The sequence below is a fragment of the Hydrotalea sp. AMD genome (assembly GCF_004100315.1).
Lineage (GTDB): Bacteria > Bacteroidota > Bacteroidia > Chitinophagales > Chitinophagaceae > Hydrotalea > Hydrotalea flava.
Window position 1 is genome coordinate 29,929 of the sequence record NZ_SCKY01000012.1, and the last position, 16,721, is coordinate 46,649.

General features: G+C 36.6%; 14 protein-coding genes. 1 reads left to right on the forward strand and 13 read right to left on the reverse strand.

Translation table 11 applies throughout. The features are described from left to right. Positions 1-13: 13 nt before the first annotated feature. Positions 14-3,220 (reverse strand): SusC/RagA family TonB-linked outer membrane protein, encoded by a 3,207-nt coding sequence (locus tag EO766_RS10115; RefSeq protein WP_287100978.1) that lies wholly within the window; start codon positions 3,218-3,220, stop codon positions 14-16. A gap of 245 nt (positions 3,221-3,465) precedes the next feature. Between EO766_RS10115 and EO766_RS10120 the strand changes: the two genes are divergently transcribed. Beyond that, entirely contained in the window at positions 3,466-4,356 is an 891-nt protein-coding gene (locus EO766_RS10120; RefSeq protein ID WP_074420717.1) for a helix-turn-helix domain-containing protein, read from the forward strand. Positions 4,357-4,366: 10 nt separating this feature from the next. Here the strand turns inward: EO766_RS10120 and EO766_RS10125 are convergent, their stop codons facing one another. The 12 genes from EO766_RS10125 to EO766_RS10180 form a co-directional block, all read right to left on the reverse strand. Beyond that, on the reverse strand, positions 4,367-4,906 hold the full coding sequence (locus EO766_RS10125) for a YceI family protein (RefSeq protein ID WP_081301359.1): 540 nt from the start codon (positions 4,904-4,906) through the stop codon (positions 4,367-4,369). 42 nt (positions 4,907-4,948) lie between these two features. Beyond that, on the reverse strand, positions 4,949-6,091 hold the full coding sequence (locus EO766_RS10130; protein WP_074420719.1) for an NAD(P)/FAD-dependent oxidoreductase: 1,143 nt from the start codon (positions 6,089-6,091) through the stop codon (positions 4,949-4,951). Then, the gene (locus EO766_RS10135; protein ID WP_074419412.1) at positions 6,075-6,779 is read right to left on the reverse strand and encodes a methyltransferase domain-containing protein; all 705 of its coding nucleotides are present in this window, start codon (positions 6,777-6,779) and stop codon (positions 6,075-6,077) included. Before EO766_RS10135 ends, EO766_RS10130 begins: the two co-directional genes overlap by 17 nt. After that, on the reverse strand, positions 6,776-7,867 hold the full coding sequence (locus tag EO766_RS10140) for a type III polyketide synthase (RefSeq protein ID WP_074419413.1): 1,092 nt from the start codon (positions 7,865-7,867) through the stop codon (positions 6,776-6,778). Before EO766_RS10140 ends, EO766_RS10135 begins: the two co-directional genes overlap by 4 nt. Then, complete coding sequence (locus EO766_RS10145; protein WP_074419414.1) at positions 7,860-8,669, reverse strand: UbiA family prenyltransferase; 810 nt, start codon at positions 8,667-8,669, stop codon at positions 7,860-7,862. Before EO766_RS10145 ends, EO766_RS10140 begins: the two co-directional genes overlap by 8 nt. Before the next feature lie 135 nt (positions 8,670-8,804). Beyond that, a complete protein-coding gene (locus tag EO766_RS10150) occupies positions 8,805-10,208 on the reverse strand; it encodes an MBL fold metallo-hydrolase RNA specificity domain-containing protein (RefSeq protein WP_074419415.1) in 1,404 nt (467 codons plus the stop codon). Positions 10,209-10,350: 142 nt separating this feature from the next. After that, positions 10,351-10,827, reverse strand: coding sequence for a DUF4442 domain-containing protein (locus EO766_RS10155; RefSeq protein WP_074419416.1), 477 nt, complete (start codon positions 10,825-10,827; stop codon positions 10,351-10,353). A gap of 79 nt (positions 10,828-10,906) precedes the next feature. Beyond that, complete coding sequence (locus tag EO766_RS10160; RefSeq protein WP_074419417.1) at positions 10,907-11,644, reverse strand: MlaE family ABC transporter permease; 738 nt, start codon at positions 11,642-11,644, stop codon at positions 10,907-10,909. A 48-nt stretch (positions 11,645-11,692) separates the two neighbouring features. After that, positions 11,693-14,032 carry an NADP-dependent malic enzyme gene (locus tag EO766_RS10165; RefSeq protein ID WP_074420720.1) on the reverse strand — a complete coding sequence of 780 codons (2,340 nt, stop codon included), beginning with the start codon at positions 14,030-14,032 and terminating at the stop codon, positions 11,693-11,695. 169 nt (positions 14,033-14,201) lie between these two features. Further along, entirely contained in the window at positions 14,202-14,888 is a 687-nt protein-coding gene (locus tag EO766_RS10170) for a response regulator transcription factor (RefSeq protein WP_074420721.1), read from the reverse strand. Between the two features lie 188 nt (positions 14,889-15,076). Next, positions 15,077-16,261 (reverse strand): M20 metallopeptidase family protein, encoded by a 1,185-nt coding sequence (locus EO766_RS10175; protein WP_074420730.1) that lies wholly within the window; start codon positions 16,259-16,261, stop codon positions 15,077-15,079. A 29-nt stretch (positions 16,262-16,290) separates the two neighbouring features. After that, positions 16,291-16,716, reverse strand: coding sequence for an SPOR domain-containing protein (locus EO766_RS10180; protein WP_074420722.1), 426 nt, complete (start codon positions 16,714-16,716; stop codon positions 16,291-16,293). Positions 16,717-16,721 lie beyond the last annotated feature (5 nt).

Genomic DNA, 16,721 nt, shown 5'->3' on the forward strand with positions numbered 1-16,721 from the left:
AGTAGTTAATAAATTAAAATTCAGCATTCAATCCAAAGGTGATTGTACGCGGTGTAGGATACCTGCCATAATCAATATTTTGCAAAACCGGGTTTTGATTTAAAGAACCTATTTCCGGGTCAAGGCCACTGTATTTAGTAAATACATATAAATTTTGTCCGCTTATATAAGCTTTTAATCTGGCCATTTTTACTTTTGCTGCCCATGCCTGAGGCAGATTGTATCCTATTCGAACATTCTGTATTCTTAAATAAGAAGCATCTTCCAGAAATCTGTCAGACATAACGAGGTTATTATTTCCGAAACCAGACCTTGGAGCAGGTATGTTGGAATTAGGATTAGAAGGAGTCCAGAAATTAGCAACATCGGCTCTTTGGTTCATATATAAACTGTACATTCCCATTGTTTGAAATGAAACAGCATTTAAAATTTTACCACCTTGTGAACCCACTAAGAAAAAGGAAAAATCAAAATCTTTATAAGTAAAACTATTGGTAATGCTGTATGTAAAATCGGGATTGGGATTACCTAAAGCATATTGTTTATTAGGCCCGCCTTTACCATCATTACCATCATATAAAATATCACCTAAATAAATGGCATTTGTTTGCGATCTGTTGCTACTAATTAATTCGGGCTGGCCTATTACATTTTGCGGATGCTGGGCCAAAAAAGCTAATTGATCTTGTGTTTTAATGATACCTAATGTTTTATAACCATAAAACTCTCCGATGGGTCCGCCAACCTGTGTATAAGTAGCAGGTATTTGAGGCCCAAAACCGGTAGAAACATTGCCGATAATAGCAGGAAATCCGTTCAATGATATAACCTTATTGTTATAATGTGAAAACACTACATTGGTTGTCCAGGTAAAATTTTTTTTAATGATATTACGGCTGGTAATACTAAATTCAAAACCGGTATTTTGAATTTTGCCGGCATTTACCCAAGGTGGTTGTACCACAGCAGCATTGGAATATTCAGCCGTTCCCCCGCCCAAAAAAGCAGGTAAAGGCTGTTGGAATAAAAAGTTTTTTGATGTTTTTTTGTATATATCAAAAGATGCATCTATTCTGTTATGAAGCATACTGAAATCTATACCTGCATTACTTTGAATAGCAGTTTCCCATGTTAAATTGGGATTACTAAAGTTGGCAAAACTAAACCCTGTTCCTATTCCTGTAACAACAGGTGTAATAGCTGAACCATATTTATATCCTCCATTTGTATTAGAATTACCGGTAGTACCATAACCTACCCGCAACTTAAGATTACTGAATAAAGAATTAATTTTTGCCATGAAAGGCTCCTGAGAAATTCTCCATGACGCTGCAACGCCGGGAAAATACCCAACCTGATGGCCGGGAGCAAAGTTGGATGACTGGTCTCTACGATCAGTTGCAGTAATACTATATTTATTATCAAAAGTATAAATAACACGTACTAACCAGGACTCCATAGATGTGCTACCCTTAGGTTCATCTAACGTGTTGGAGGTTTGCGTACCCAGGTTTAAAGTTTGAATGGCATTGCCTGCAGTAAAACCCTTGGTACTGGCTACAATACCATCATATGCAGATGCCCATACTTCATGACCTACTAAAGCCTGAACAGCATGCTTGCCTGCAAAAGTGTGGTTATAATTTAAATGTTCTAACCAACTCCAATAGTGATCAAAATTATTATTTTCTAACAAAACGGCCTGTGTATTGACGAAAGCAGGTGCGGAACCTGGTGCACCATAAGAATAAGTTGGGCGGAAAATTTTTGCCTGTCCCCAATTAAAATTACCATTCACTTCTGAATGTAAAGTAAAGTCTTTTGAAAATTTAATATCGCCATACAACATACCCTGAATATTACTTCTAATTAAATAATTGGTAATACTCATTGCTTGTTGAACAGGGTTAGGGCCACCCTGTATGGTGCCATTAACTACAGCCGGCCCTGAATATGATCCATCTGCGTTATACACTGCTACATCAGGAGCCTGCAATAATGCATTATAAATAATACCATATGAATTGCCTAAACCTATATTAGCCTTATTTTGATTGGCAGTAATACTTGTTCCCACTTTAAACCAATCTTTTACCTGAGAGTTAATGTTGGTATGAAAGGCAAACCGGTTAAAATCTGAACCAATTACAGTGCCTTTTTGTTCAAAATAACCACCGGAAATATAATAGTCTGTTTTTCCATTCGCACCAGACATGGAAAGTGTATGGCTCATTTGTGCGGTTCTCTTAAAAACAGCATCCTGCCAGTTAGTACCGGGCCCTAATTTACTCGGATCTGCAAAATCTATTCGGCGAGTTAAGCCATACAGATCTGCTAATGTATTTTCAAATTTTGCATATTGTGGCAGGTTCATCATTTTTAAATACTTACCCTGTTCCTGATTGCCATAGTAAGCATCATAATTAATCCGGGCTTCTCCATTCTTACCTTTTTTAGTAGTAATAATTATAACACCATTGGCGCCACGACTACCATAAATTGCTGTGGCAGAGGCATCCTTCAAAATATCAATTGATGCAATATCATTTGGATTAATACTCGCTAATACACTTGGTTTTTGCTCTTGCTCACTTGGAGATAATCCACCCAGGGTTTTATCATTTGATGAAGCCTGTGAAGGTGCATTGCCGTCAATGGCGACTCCGTCAACTACATACAGTGGTTCAGTACCGGTAAATGAGGTGATGCCTCTTACACGTACAGAAACAGCAGCTCCGGGTTGGCCGGAGTTTTGTGTAACGGTAACACCAGCTGCCCGCCCTTGTAACATTTGATCAACAGAAGGTTGTGGAATATCTGCAATATCTTTAGCACTAACAGTTGAAATAGCTCCGTTTACATCCTGCTTTTTTTGTGTGCCATAACCAATTACTACTACATCATTCAAATCGCCTGAAGAGGGTTTTAGAACTACCTTAATCACATTTTTTCCATTTATGTTTATTTCCTGCGTTCTCAATCCTACATAAGTAATCACTAAAACATGCTTATCATTTGGAACATTAATGGAGAAAATACCATTTTCATTAGTAGTGGTTCTAATTTTTGTATCTTTTACCACAATGGTAGCACCATCCAAACTGGCACCATTTTCATCTGTAACTGTTCCGGTAATTTTTCTGCTTTGAGCAAAAGCAGCAAATGAGAAGAGTACTAATAACCACGCCAAAAAAAAGCGTTGTAGCCTTAATTTTTTCATATAGCAATTTGTTTCAGCAAAAATAAATATCAACCGATTGCATTTTAAATACTTTTTTATCAAATTATATTGTTATTTTAGCATTTATTAAAAGAACCACTGTGTAAAATAACACTACATAAAGGTTTTATAAAAATCAAAAAAATATAGATAGTAATACTTTTTTATCAAATTAACAGTAATTTTAGAACGCATGCAGCATTTCAAATTTTAATTTGTCTTAGCCAACCTTAAAATAAACTTTTATGTATACCCCCCCTGAACTTTTAAAAGAAGTAATTCCGTTAACACAAAACGATTGTTTTACGATCTTTTCAAGAGTGAAAAAAGGATTTGATTTTCCTTTACATTATCATGAAGAGTTTGAATTAAACTTTATTGTTAATGCCCCAAAAGCCAAACGTGTTATTGGTGATCATATTGGAGAAGTAGGTGAAATTGAACTGGTATTAGTAGGCTCTAATTTACAACACGGCTGGTTTACAAACCAGTGTACCAGTAATGAAATAACAGAAATTACCATTCAGTTTCATCCCGATTTGTTTGATGAAAAATTTTTACGCCGTAATCAGTTGAACTTTATTAAAAATATGCTGGACCATTCTTCCAGAGGCATTTTATTTTCAGCAGAAACAACAGCATTGTTAAAACCCAGATTACTGGAATTACCCGAAAAAAAAGGTTTCGATTCTGTTTTGGAATTACTCGCCATTTTTCATGAACTTTCTACTTCCAAAAATATGCAAATATTATCTGATACATCTTTTGCCAATACAAATCATTTTTCTTTTAACAGCAGAAGAATAGAAAAAGTAATGGAATATATGCTTCAACATTTTGAACAACCCATTACCCTTACCGAAGTAGCTAAAATTGCAGCCATGACTGAAGTTTCTTTCAGCCGTTTTTTTAAAACCAGAACCGGACAAACATTTGTTGATACATTAAATGAAATTAGAATTGGTCATGCGGCCAGATTATTGATTGAAACCACCCATAGTATTAATGAAATTGCCGATAAATGTGGGTTTAATAATATGAGCAATTTTAATCGTACATTTAAAAAACGAAAAAATTGTACACCAAAAAATTTTAGAGAAACCTATACCGATTTTGGCACCCGAACATTTATCTAATAACCTCAATTTATTGAACAGCTAATACATTTAATTGCACCAACACTGTATTGGCCAACACCCAACTGGATGATCCAACCCCGTAATCTAACCGATTGATGAAAAATGCACCTTTCAAACGATAACCATTTGACGTACGAACAACTGTAAAAGGGAATTTGATAAATTGACTAACTGCTTTAATGGTTAATTTTCCGGTTACCCAACATGTTCCATCACTTTTATTTTGATATACAGATTCGGAGATGAATTGAATGTCAGGAAAAGTAGCAACATTAAAATAATCATTGGAACGTAAATGATGATCTCTTGCACTAATACCCGTATTTACAGAAGAAGCACTTACACTTACATGAAAATAATCTTTTGAACAATCCTGTTCATTAATGATAATATCCCCTTGCAACCCATTTAAACTTCCAGTTGTATTTATACCAAAATTTTTAATGGTAAATAAAACTTGCGAAGTAGCATCATCCGGGTGTAGGGTTTGTGTAAATAACTGTGTCATCCTCAACAGGCAAAATAATCCTAAAAAAATACTTTTCATACAATCGTATTTGTTCAACCAGTTACATTAACAATGTGTACACTAAAAAGGTTGACCATGGGTTGAACTAATTACCTGTTTAGCCAAAAAAGGAAAACGCTGTAACAAATTTAAAGAAACAGAAGTTAACCATTCGGCACCCATCAATGCCTGTACTTTTCTGCTAACCCATAATCGTTGCTGAAATTGGAGATGCCAGTTTTTAGCATATTGGTGTTCCATCTCCGTTCTATTGACGGTGCCCTGCAAAAAACCGTCAATCGCCTGAAAGGCTAACTTTCCGGCATGCATTGCCATACTCATACCATTGCCACAAAGTGGAGTTATTAATCCGGCAGCATCACCAACCATTAATACATGATTTTGAATTTGTGTTTTAGGCGCAAAAGATACCTGCGTAATTACTTGTGGTGCATTATACAAAAAATCAGCTCCAGAAAATATTTTTTTTAACGCAGGATTTTTAAAAAGTATTTTTTTTTCCATCACTTCAATTCGGCTTTCATTGTTACGCAAATTATCCAGCGTTGTTAAATAACACAAACAACATTTCTGCTCTTCAATCATGGAAATACCACAGTAACCATTTTTAAAATTGTGTAATGCAATTTGGTTAGAAGGATGAGGATAGCGAATATGGTATTTAACACCAATAAAATTATTTGAAGAAGGACTTTTTTGTTTAAATGATGGTATTCGTTTCCATAGTACATCAAAATTGCTCCTTTTACCAAAACTTCCTACTACAACTTTTGCAGAAATATTTGTATTGATTGCCGCTACCTCAAAATAATTATTCAAATAGTTTACATCTAAAACTTTTTTTTGGCTATATACCTGAACTTTTTTTTGCACAGCTAACTTATATAAAGCACTATCTAATTGATACCTGCTAACACCAAATCCACCTAAATCTAATGCAAACGGATATGCCTTACCTTTCACATCTGTTATTATTAATTGCTGAATAGCAGGTAAATTCCATTCTTCCAATGGTATACCCAGATGGTTTAAAAAAGGCTTACTTTCATTACTAATATATTCACCACAAACCTTATGAAATGGGTAATTTTCCTTTTCAAAAAGTGCCACACGATATCCTGCATTGGCACATTGAATGGCCAGTGTTAATCCACCCAAACCACCACCAATAATGGCTACATCAAAATCAATTGCTGATTTCATGGCGTACAATAATTAAATAACGAAATGCCCATTTCCATGTAACAGAATAGTAATGGATGGCTGCAACCTGTAATAAAGTTTCCCATTCTTTTTTTATAAATCCACGTGCAACACTCAGTGGTGCATCATGCTTTACCAGGTAGGATTTTGAAAATAGTTTTGTAAGTAGAAGAATGGAGTAGTAGGCTACATAATTTCTGTGCAAGTCATTGATAAAAAAACCTAATCGACTATTTTGTTGCATCCATAGTAATTGAAAATTTAATTGCGTTTCGGTAAAATGATGGCAGAATAAACTAGAAAAAATAATATCAGGCTTTTGCTGAAATACAACAGAAGCATAATCGGCCACTATCCATTTGGAATCTACCCAATTACCATTTAGTTTTTTTGCTACTTCAATACAAGAGGCATTTTTATCAATTCCTATTACTGAAAGGAGTATCCGTTGTTGTATACAAAATTCAGCAATCGCCTTTAAATTATCACCACCGCCACAACCTATTTCGCAAACAGTTATTTGGTTTTTGTTTTTGACGAATTGTTTAAATCCATTAACAGTTATCGCATGGCCGCCCAACCAGGTATTAATAACATTCAACTCTTTCATATTCAAATAAATATCTTCAAACGGAATGGCATCCGCATCTAACAATTCAGGTTGGTATGAGCGTTTACGCAAATTCATATCAGTTGGGCAGTAAAAGTTTCCATGGTTAAACCCGGACCAAATGCTATTCCAAAAACAGGTTCCGGTTGCAGAGGTTTGTGTTGCATCATTTCTTTTAATACAAATAATATGGTGGGCGAAGACATATTGCCAAAATTTTCTAAAATAAAACGGGATGAAATCGTTTTTTCACGAGTTAATCCTAATTTCTTTTCAATTACATCAATAATTTTTCTTCCACCGGGATGCAGACACCAATGCTGTATGGCCTGTAGCGTATAACCTGAATTTTTCAAAGCAGCATATACCAGATCTTCAATATCCGCTTCAATAATGGATGGAATAAACCCACTCAGTGTCATTTCAAAACCATGATTGCCAATCATCCATGCCATATCATTTTTTCCTTTTCGCTCTATTTTAGAATAAAAACTTTCCAATGCAATTATCGGTTTGGGTGTGGTTTTAACCTGTTGGGTTGAAACAAGTACCGCCGCAGCTCCATCGGCAAACAACAAACTACTGGCAGCATTATCTTCCGTAAATTCGGGCTGAAAATGAAGGGTACATAATTCTACGGCAACAATTACAACAACGGCGTCAGGTTCAGACTTACAAATATAATTGGCCATTTTTAATGCATGAATGGCTGCATAACAACCCATAAAATTTACAGAGGTTCGAAATACCGTATCGGGCAGGTTCAACATTTCAGCTAATTGCAAATCAATACCCGGCGCACTCATTCCGGTACAACTTACGGTAATTAAATGTGTAATTTGATGAGGTTCTGCCACTCCATTTAAACAATTGTGAATTGCTTTGAATGCCAATACCGGCGCCATTAATTGATATACGTCCATCCGTTTAGAAATAGGTGGATTTACAGATTGTGCAGCAAATAGTTGATGCAGGTACGCATGTTTTTCAGAAAAATCATTGAGAACGGAGTAGCGCTGACGAATACCACTTTGGCGGTATAAAAAAGACAATATACGTTTCTGTGCATCATCTAATCCATACATATTCTGCATAAACTGCAGAATATCGGTTTGCTGATGACAAAAATCAGGCACTGCAGTTCCTATGGAAATAATATTAGCCAATGTGTTGTTGTATTAATACAAAAATGAAGGCCATATTGGTAAATGTAGCTGCAATCCAGTTCATTCGCATGGTTTGTTTAAAGTTTGCATTTTGAACATCTTTCCAGACCAATTGCATCCAGTAAAAAAAGTAAACCAATACCGGCAAAAAAAATAGTTGTATCATAATAAACGTATGAATAGAGGAAATGGATGTAAAATAATACAACATACACAAAAAAGCCAGTGCATACATGGCCATACAAAATAAAAAAGTGCCTTTTATACCCAATAAAACAGAGAGTGTTGTTACTCCATCTGCTTTATCGGCCGCATGCTGGTAAACCTGAGTAATTGGATAAAAACCACCAATTAATAATATGGCTGTTAACACCCCCATTATGGGTACAGAAACTGCAGGTTGCATTGTTGCAGCCTGATAAACAGTAAAAAAAACCAATCCGCCCTGATTTAAAATAACCGTTAGGAAACCCGCCACCGGATATTTTTTTAAACGAACGCCTCTGTAACTATACAATCTGGAAAAAATAATATAAACAAGCACACTACAGCCTACCCAAACGTTCATCCACAAGGCCAATACAAAAGCCAAAACATCCATTACTAAAGAAACATAAAACAATTGCTTTGTGGGGGCAAGCGGCCTGGCTATACCACCAATACTTTCAGTATCATTATCCATGTAACTATTATAAGCATTACTGGCAGGGTACATTAAAATATGAATAATAAAAAACAATAAAATGACATGACACCATTGAATATATTCAACAAATAATAAGGAAAACCAGAATACTGGCATTAATAAAAAAGAAAACGGAATGCGCAACAACTGTATTGTGGAACGTTTTAGCACAGGTATACATTAATAATAAAAGAATATTTTATATCAATAATTCAAGTATAAATTTGTTCTCAAATTTGCATAAATAATTTTTTAATCTAACAAATGTTCAGAATGTAAGGAAGGTATTACCACTTCTTTAAAACCTTTTCTTACTAATCGGTTCCTGAAATCCTGTTGCACATCATATTCTCCGTGTACCAAAAACAAAATTCTTACCAAATCTTTTTGCTGGCAAGCAATAAACTGGCATAAATCATCATAATCACCATGTGCACTCATACTGTGCATTTCGCCCACTTCTGCCACTACTTTATAAAAATCGCCAAAAATTTTCACTTCTTTATCGCCGGCTAATAAGCGGCCTCCCATGGTGTGGGGTTCACAATAGCCCACCAATAAAATAGTATTTTTATTATCGCCAATATTATTCAAAATATGGTGTTTTACCCTTCCTGCATCGGCCATTCCACTGGCAGAAATAATTACACAAGGTTCTGTTTTAAAATTAAGCGCTTTGCTTTCATCCACCGTTTTAATAAAACTTAATCCCGGAAAATCAAAAGGATCCTCATCTTGTTCCATCACTTTTCTAATCCTGTTATTAAAATACTGCGGGTATGACTTTACTACCTGCGTTGCCTCTCTGCTTAAAGGACTATCAACATAAAATGCAATTTTAGGCAATCTTCTTTCGAGGGATAACTGATTCAAAGCATACAACAATTCCTGCGTTCTGCCTACACTAAAAGCCGGTATAATCAGTTTTCCTTTCTTCTCAATACAGGTGTGTTCAATCCATTGCAATAAAGTATCGGCAATACCATGTACATCATCATGTAATTTATTACCATAGGTACTTTCTAAAATAATATAATCAGATTGGGAAAATGTTTGCGGTGAGCGAAGAATAGCATCGTTATACCTCCCTACATCGCCACTAAAAGTGAGCTGGCGTGTTATGCCATTTTCAGTAATACGTAAATGCATGGCCGCACTGCCAATAATATGTCCGGTATCGGTAAACAATAATTCAACGCCTTTTTCTATGGTAGTCCATACACCATATTCCACCAAATTAAAATAATCGAATGCTTTAGAAGCATCATCTAAATCATACAAAGGTGCATAAGGCGGCAATCCTTGTTTGGCTCTTTTTTTATTGATGAATTTAGTATCATCCCGTTGTATTTGAGCCGAATCCTGCAAAAGCACATCACTCAGTTCTTTGGTAGCAGGTGTAGAAAAAATTTTTCCCTGAAAACCTTCTTTCACCAATTTGGGAATTAAACCGGAATGATCGATATGTGCATGAGAAAGAATTAAATAATCAATATCTGCGGCAACAAAACCAAATTGCATATTTAAGGGTTCGGTATCTTTTCCCAACCCTTGAAACATGCCACAATCTAATAACATTTTTTTGCCATTATCTAAAGTCAGTAAATGTTTTGAACCGGTTACCGTTCTTGCTGCTCCGTGAAATGCAATTTTCATTTTTTTAAATTTAATGCATATGTAAAATGGGCCTATCTATTATTTTTCATGCAGCAATCAACGCACCATTCCGTTAGAATGCATCAATGACAACTACATTTAAATATTACTGTAATTTAATACCTGAAAACGAATATGCCAATTATTTTCTCTTAAAACTCCAGGTAAATTCAAAATTAGCAACAACTTCACTTTGTTCGTTTGTACCGATTGAATGACAAAGAAGCGTAACAGATTCACCGGTAGCAATAGTAGTTTGAATAGCAGTTTGAATGGCGTTCCCATCATGACAGCTAAATTGAACGGTACCGGTTGCTTTTTTAAAAAACTGTGCCTGCATGCCAACCACCAACATACTAACTTTAACAGGTTGTTCGTATACTTGTGCAAAAGCCAATATGCCCGTACTTAATTCAGCAGCCATACTTAATACAGCGAAATAGATGGAACGAAAAGGATTTTTTGTAAGATAACGATAAGTAGTGGTTACTACCGCGGATGCCTCAGTGAATTGTTGAACTTGCAACCCGGCCAAAAAAGCCATGGGTAAATTTTTTAATAAGAATAAGCGGTATAAAATCGGGTGGCTAATGTTGCGTTGAAAAGATGTTGCTTTCATAGATACAAATAAAATGAAAGCTACCAAATTATAATAACATGCACCTATAAAAAACGTAAAATTATGGAACAAAACCCGGTTATAACAGTAAGGCTGCTAATGCATAATCGGCAAATAAAATTAAAATACAACTGGTTACAACGGCTCTGGTACTGGCTTTGCCAATTTCAAGTGCACCACCCTGAACAAAATAACCAAAGTAAGCAGGTACACTGCTAATAATAAAGGCAAAGGTGTACGACTTGTATAAAGCAAATTGAATATTGTATAAATTCAGGTTTTGCCTTAACCCAATATCATATATATCGTGCGATAAGATGCCGGTTAAACTGCCCGCTTCTCTTCCACCCCAAATACCCAATACAGCAGAAATTACAATCAATGCAGGTACAACAATTAAAGCAGCAATAATTTTAGGAAACAATAAATAACTTTTGGTATTGATGCCCATGATTTCAATCGCATCAATCTGCTCGCTGATGCGCATATTGCCCAATTCACTGGCAATTTTACTGCCCACTACACCGGCCAAAACAATACAAACTACCGTAGGTGATAATTCCAATATCATACTATCGCGAACAATTTGTGCAATAGTAGCCTGCGGTACCAACGGACTTACCAACTGATAAGCCGTTTGCACGGTAGTTACAGCGCCTAAAAACAAAGAAATAATTACCACAATAGGCAAAGCACCCACGCCAATATCAACACACTGGTTCATGAGTTCTTTCCAATACATTTTCCAATTTTCCGGACGTGTAAACATTCCCTTCAACAGCAATAAAAACGAACCTAAATGTGAAAAAAAAGACATGTTTTAATTTTTAAATGTTTTCGCCAAAACGATTCATCAACGAAAATATTAATTCTTTTTTAAACGCCGCCTTTTCCACCATTTTGATTTTTGTACCTCGGCTTCCGTATCTAATTTACACTTCATTTGTGCATCTACCACCGCAATTAAAGCCATATTTACTATGCTGCGCACACTGCTACCCAATTGCAGTACATGCACAGGTTTTTTCAAACCCAGCAAAATAGGGCCAATTGCATCGGCACCACCCAACTCTTTCAATAAGTTATAGGCAATATTGCCAGAAGTTAAATTAGGAAAAATCAATACATTTACATCCTGCCCCACCAGATCACTAAAGGGATAATTGTCTTTTAAAATTTCATTATTAAAAGCAAGACTGGCCTGCATTTCGCCATCTATAATTAAAGAAGGGTTACGTTGTTTTACAATTTGAACTGCTTCAGCAACCAAATTAGCTTCCGGGGAATTACTGCTGCCAAAGTTGCTGTAACTTAACATAGCAATACGTGGCACTAAATTAAAGGTACGCACTTCTCTGGCTACCATTAAAGTAATATCGGCCAGTTCTTCGGCAGTGGGGTTAAAGTTAATAGTGGTATCGGCTAAAAAAAGCGGGCCTTTTTTGGTAAGCAGCAAATACATGCCTGCAATTTTTTTCACCCCTTCATCGGTTCCAATAATTTGTAATGCAGGCTTAATGGCATCGGCATAATTTCGGGTTAATCCTGAAATCATGGCATCGGCATCACCGGTTTCAACCATCATACAACCAAAATGATTTCGGTCTTTCATCATTTTAAAACTCTCATAACGGTTAAACCCTTTGCGTTGCCTTTTTTGGAAAAACAGTTGCCCATAAAATTCACGTTTATCGGCATAAGTATCACTGCGGGTATCAATAATGGGTAAGTCAGAAATATCCACACTATTTTCCAGTGCAATTCTTTTTATATCTTCTTCCACTCCTAATAATATAGGATAGGCAATACCTTCATCATAAGCAATGCTGGCAGCTTTTAAAATTTTTAAATTATCTGCTTCTGCAAAAACAATTCGTTTGGGAGCCCTGCGGGCTTTATTACTGATAATTCGCATTAACTGATTATCCAAACCTAATCGTTTATTCAGTTCCAAGGCATATTCATCCCAATTTTGAATGATGCGTTGTGCCACACCACTTTCTATGGCTGCCTTTGCTACAGCAGGTGCTACGGTAGAGAGTAAGCGAGGATCAATGGGTTTCGGAATGATGTATTCAGGCCCATAGGTTAAATTTTTTAAATTATAGGCCAAGTTCACAATGTCTGGTACCGGAGAGCGCGCCAATTCAGCCAAGGCTTTTACAGCTGCTAGTTTCATAGCTTCATTAATTTGTGTAGCCCTCACATCTAATGCACCTCTGAATATATACGGAAAGCCCAATACGTTATTAACCATATTAGGATAATCACTTCGGCCGGTGGCCATTATAATATCTTTTCTAACAGCTGTAGCATCTTCATAAGTTATTTCCGGATCGGGATTGGCCATTGCAAATACAATGGGGTTTTTGGCCATGCTTTTTATCATATCCTGCGTTACCACATTGCCCACACTCAGGCCTAAAAAAACATCTGCATCTTTCATGGCTTTGGCTAAATCCCAATCAGCTTTATCAACGGCAAACTTCATGCGTACATCTCCTAAATCATTGCGCCCTTTATGCAAAACCCCATCTTTATCAAACATAATAAAATGCTCATATTTGGCACCTAATGCTACATACAACTGTACACAGGCCATAGCTGCTGCGCCGGCACCATTCACTACAAAACGGGCTTTTTCTATTTTCTTTTTCTGAATATCTAATGCATTCAATAAAGCAGCAGCACTAATAATGGCCGTACCATGCTGGTCATCGTGCATAATGGGTATTTTCAGTTGCTGCCGCAATTGTTCTTCAATATAAAAACATTCCGGCGCCTTAATATCTTCCAGATTAATGCCGCCAAAAGTGGGTTCTAAACTTTTTACAATAGCCACAAATTTTTCCGGATCTTTTTCATTGATTTCAATATCAAACACATCAATATCTGCAAAAATTTTAAATAAAACTCCCTTTCCTTCCATCACCGGCTTACTGGCTTCGGGTCCAATATCGCCCAGACCAAGTACAGCTGTACCATTTGTAATTACTGCCACTAAATTGCCTTTAGCAGTATATTTATAAATATCTTCGGGGTTTTCTTTAATGGCTTTGCAGGGTTCTGCAACACCTGGGCTATAGGCCAGTGAAAGGTCGCGCTGGGTTTTGGCTTCTTTGGTAGGAATTACTTCAATTTTTCCGGGTCGGCCTTTGGCATGGTATTCCAATGCCTCCTCTCTTCTTAATTTTTTCTTATCCATTTAAGCATTTTTTGGGTACCTGCTTTAACAACATTGGGCATCGCCTGTTGTGTCACTCACTTCAGGGTTCCGAACTATGGGCTGCACGGCAGGCATCTGCTTCTGTTACAAAAAGCAGGCTTGCAAAGTACAACTAAAATACAGAAATTAAAATGATTGGTATTCAACCCTAATAACTACTGGTATAATCGGCCATATGCGTTAGTCCATGCTGATGGGCAAACAGGGTTAAATGCTGACGACTGGATAATTTTAACTTATTGGAAACTGCTTCAAAATAACCATGAATTGATTTTTCGCTGAGATTCATAATCTCAGCAACCTGTTTATATTTTAAAGAAGTAGCTGCTAAAATGATAAATGCCATTTCTTTAGGTGTTAGCGTTGGCAATGCATTGTGATAGTTGGCAATCAGTTCTTTTCGTTTTTTAACGGTTTCTAAAATATAGTCGGTATTAAAATCTAATCTGTTGTCTATAAATAATTTCCCTTTTAAAACGGTTTCAATAGCTTCCGGTAAAATATACTCAGAAAGGGCTTTTCCGGCAAAACCATCCATACCGGCAGTAAGTGCGTGTATGGCCATTCCCTCTGTACTGTGCGATGTAAGGCCGATGATGCGGATTTGCGGATACTGATCCTTAATAAAACTGGTGGCCTCAATGCCATCAATCAATGGCATTTCAATATCCATTAAAATAACATCGGGCAAAGGTTTTTTAGAGATAATATCTTGCAGCAAAGCCATACCATTACGGGCAAAATACAATAGCTCCATCCCCGGTTCCCGTAATACCCAGGTAGTTATTTTATCTAAAAAAGTAAGATTATCTTCCGCAATCACAATGGCAGTCATACTCAGCAGTAATTTAGAATATTACATCATTTTATACTGCAAGGTATGTTTTTCCATATTACAAAAATTCAGTGAAACCACCTGATTTTTTTGTTGAAAAGTATAGTAAATTTGCGGATTTATTTTGTGATGTGCTTATATTTTTATATTTATCAATACTTTTCAATGGGCATGTAAGTGGTGTATACTTATTCAATAGTAGCAATGGCCCCCAGCCAGGCCATCATTCCCATTCCGGTTTTAATAGCAGCTTCATCAATATTAAATGTAGGGGTATGTACACCCGATGTAATTCCCTTTTCCGTATTCATTACACCCAGTCTGAAAAAGCAACCCGGAACTACCTGAGTATAATATCCAAAATCTTCTGCACCCATTCTAATTTCTGTTTCTTCCACATTTTCGCTGCCCATGTATGCATCGGCCAGTTTCCAGGCAGTATCCGTCAATTGTGCATCGTTATCCACCGTAGGATAGCCAACATCAATATGTAACTGCACCTCAGCCCCCATACTTTCGGCCACGCCTATTACTATTTTCTCAATAAGTGTATGGGCTTTAAAACGCCATTGTTCATCCATGGCTCTGAAAGTGCCCATTAATTTTACCTCACTGGGAATTACGTTGGTAGTATGCCCACCCTGTATGGCACAGATAGATAAAACAGAAGGCGATAATGGGTTATTGTTTCTGGAAATAACCTGCTGCAAAGCAATAATGATATGCGATGCCACCAGTATGGTATCTACCGTTAAATGCGGTGCTGCGGCATGACCTCCTTTGCTTTTAATGGTAATATATATTTCATCGGCACTGGCCATTACACGCCCTTTTCTAAAACTTAATTTACCCACCTGTAAACCGGGGTGAACATGTAAACCAATAATTCCCTGTGGTTTGGGATGTTCCAATACGCCTTCCTTAATTAAAAGGCTGGCGCCACCTGGATTTCTTTCTTCACCGGGTTGAAAAATAAATTTAACGGTACCCGACCATTCGGTTTTTAATTCGTTCAAAATTTTTACTGCTCCCAACAAACAGGTAGTATGTACATCATGTCCGCAGGCATGCATAACGCCTTCGTTGGTTGAACGATAAGGCACTTCATTTTCTTCTGCTATTGGCAAAGCATCCATATCGGCACGCAGGGCAATGATTCGGCTATGTGGCTCTTTTCCCTCAATCATTCCCACCACACCGGTTCCTGCTTTTACTTCAAAAGCAATACCCCATTCATTTAATTTAGATTGTATGAACCGGGAGGTTTCAAATTCCTGATAACTTAATTCAGGATGGGCATGTAACCAATGGCGAACTGCAACAAACTCATCTGCATATAATTTAGCCCGCTGTTGTATTCTTGTTAAAAGCATATTCATATTTTAAACTAATCAATTGCCTTTTAATTAGGCATACCGGTAGCGGCATATTCCACCATATCATCTACCACATACACGCTAAAGGGAAATGTATTGTTTAATTGCGTTCGTAATAATTCCGCATCTTCTCGTTTCAGGAAGTTACCAATTTTTACTTTGAAATAAGGACTTTGAAATAAAATATACGATTTTTGATCAGGAAATTTAGCCAGCAATTCAGATTTAATTTTAAATGCTTCATCCCTACTGCTGGTAGTAATTACCTGAATGCGATAGCCTTTGACTAAACCGCCCGATGACTTTAAAAGCATTCGTTTATTCATGGCAGCTTGTTTGGTTACCAGCGTATCTATTCGTACATCTTTGTGTACAATAATCGTATCAGGTGTATTGGCAATAATTGTTTTTCCAACCAATAAGCATACAAAAAGCACCAAAATTCGCTGCATAAAAA

What these genes read in the sequence shown, in the direction of transcription:
- EO766_RS10115 (WP_287100978.1), bottom strand. Translation starts at nt 3,220, where the DNA reads ATGAAAAAATTAAGGCTACAACGCTTTTTTTTGGCGTGGTTATTAGTA.
- EO766_RS10120 (WP_074420717.1), top strand. Translation starts at nt 3,466, where the DNA reads ATGTATACCCCCCCTGAACTTTTAAAAGAAGTAATTCCGTTAACACAA.
- EO766_RS10125 (WP_081301359.1), bottom strand. Translation starts at nt 4,906, where the DNA reads ATGAAAAGTATTTTTTTAGGATTATTTTGCCTGTTGAGGATGACACAG.
- EO766_RS10130 (WP_074420719.1), bottom strand. Translation starts at nt 6,091, where the DNA reads ATGAAATCAGCAATTGATTTTGATGTAGCCATTATTGGTGGTGGTTTG.
- EO766_RS10135 (WP_074419412.1), bottom strand. Translation starts at nt 6,779, where the DNA reads ATGAATTTGCGTAAACGCTCATACCAACCTGAATTGTTAGATGCGGAT.
- EO766_RS10145 (WP_074419414.1), bottom strand. Translation starts at nt 8,669, where the DNA reads ATGCCAGTATTCTGGTTTTCCTTATTATTTGTTGAATATATTCAATGG.
- EO766_RS10150 (WP_074419415.1), bottom strand. Translation starts at nt 10,208, where the DNA reads ATGAAAATTGCATTTCACGGAGCAGCAAGAACGGTAACCGGTTCAAAA.
- EO766_RS10155 (WP_074419416.1), bottom strand. Translation starts at nt 10,827, where the DNA reads ATGAAAGCAACATCTTTTCAACGCAACATTAGCCACCCGATTTTATAC.
- EO766_RS10160 (WP_074419417.1), bottom strand. Translation starts at nt 11,644, where the DNA reads ATGTCTTTTTTTTCACATTTAGGTTCGTTTTTATTGCTGTTGAAGGGA.
- EO766_RS10165 (WP_074420720.1), bottom strand. Translation starts at nt 14,032, where the DNA reads ATGGATAAGAAAAAATTAAGAAGAGAGGAGGCATTGGAATACCATGCC.
- EO766_RS10170 (WP_074420721.1), bottom strand. Translation starts at nt 14,888, where the DNA reads ATGACTGCCATTGTGATTGCGGAAGATAATCTTACTTTTTTAGATAAA.
- EO766_RS10175 (WP_074420730.1), bottom strand. Translation starts at nt 16,261, where the DNA reads ATGCTTTTAACAAGAATACAACAGCGGGCTAAATTATATGCAGATGAG.
- EO766_RS10180 (WP_074420722.1), bottom strand. Translation starts at nt 16,716, where the DNA reads ATGCAGCGAATTTTGGTGCTTTTTGTATGCTTATTGGTTGGAAAAACA.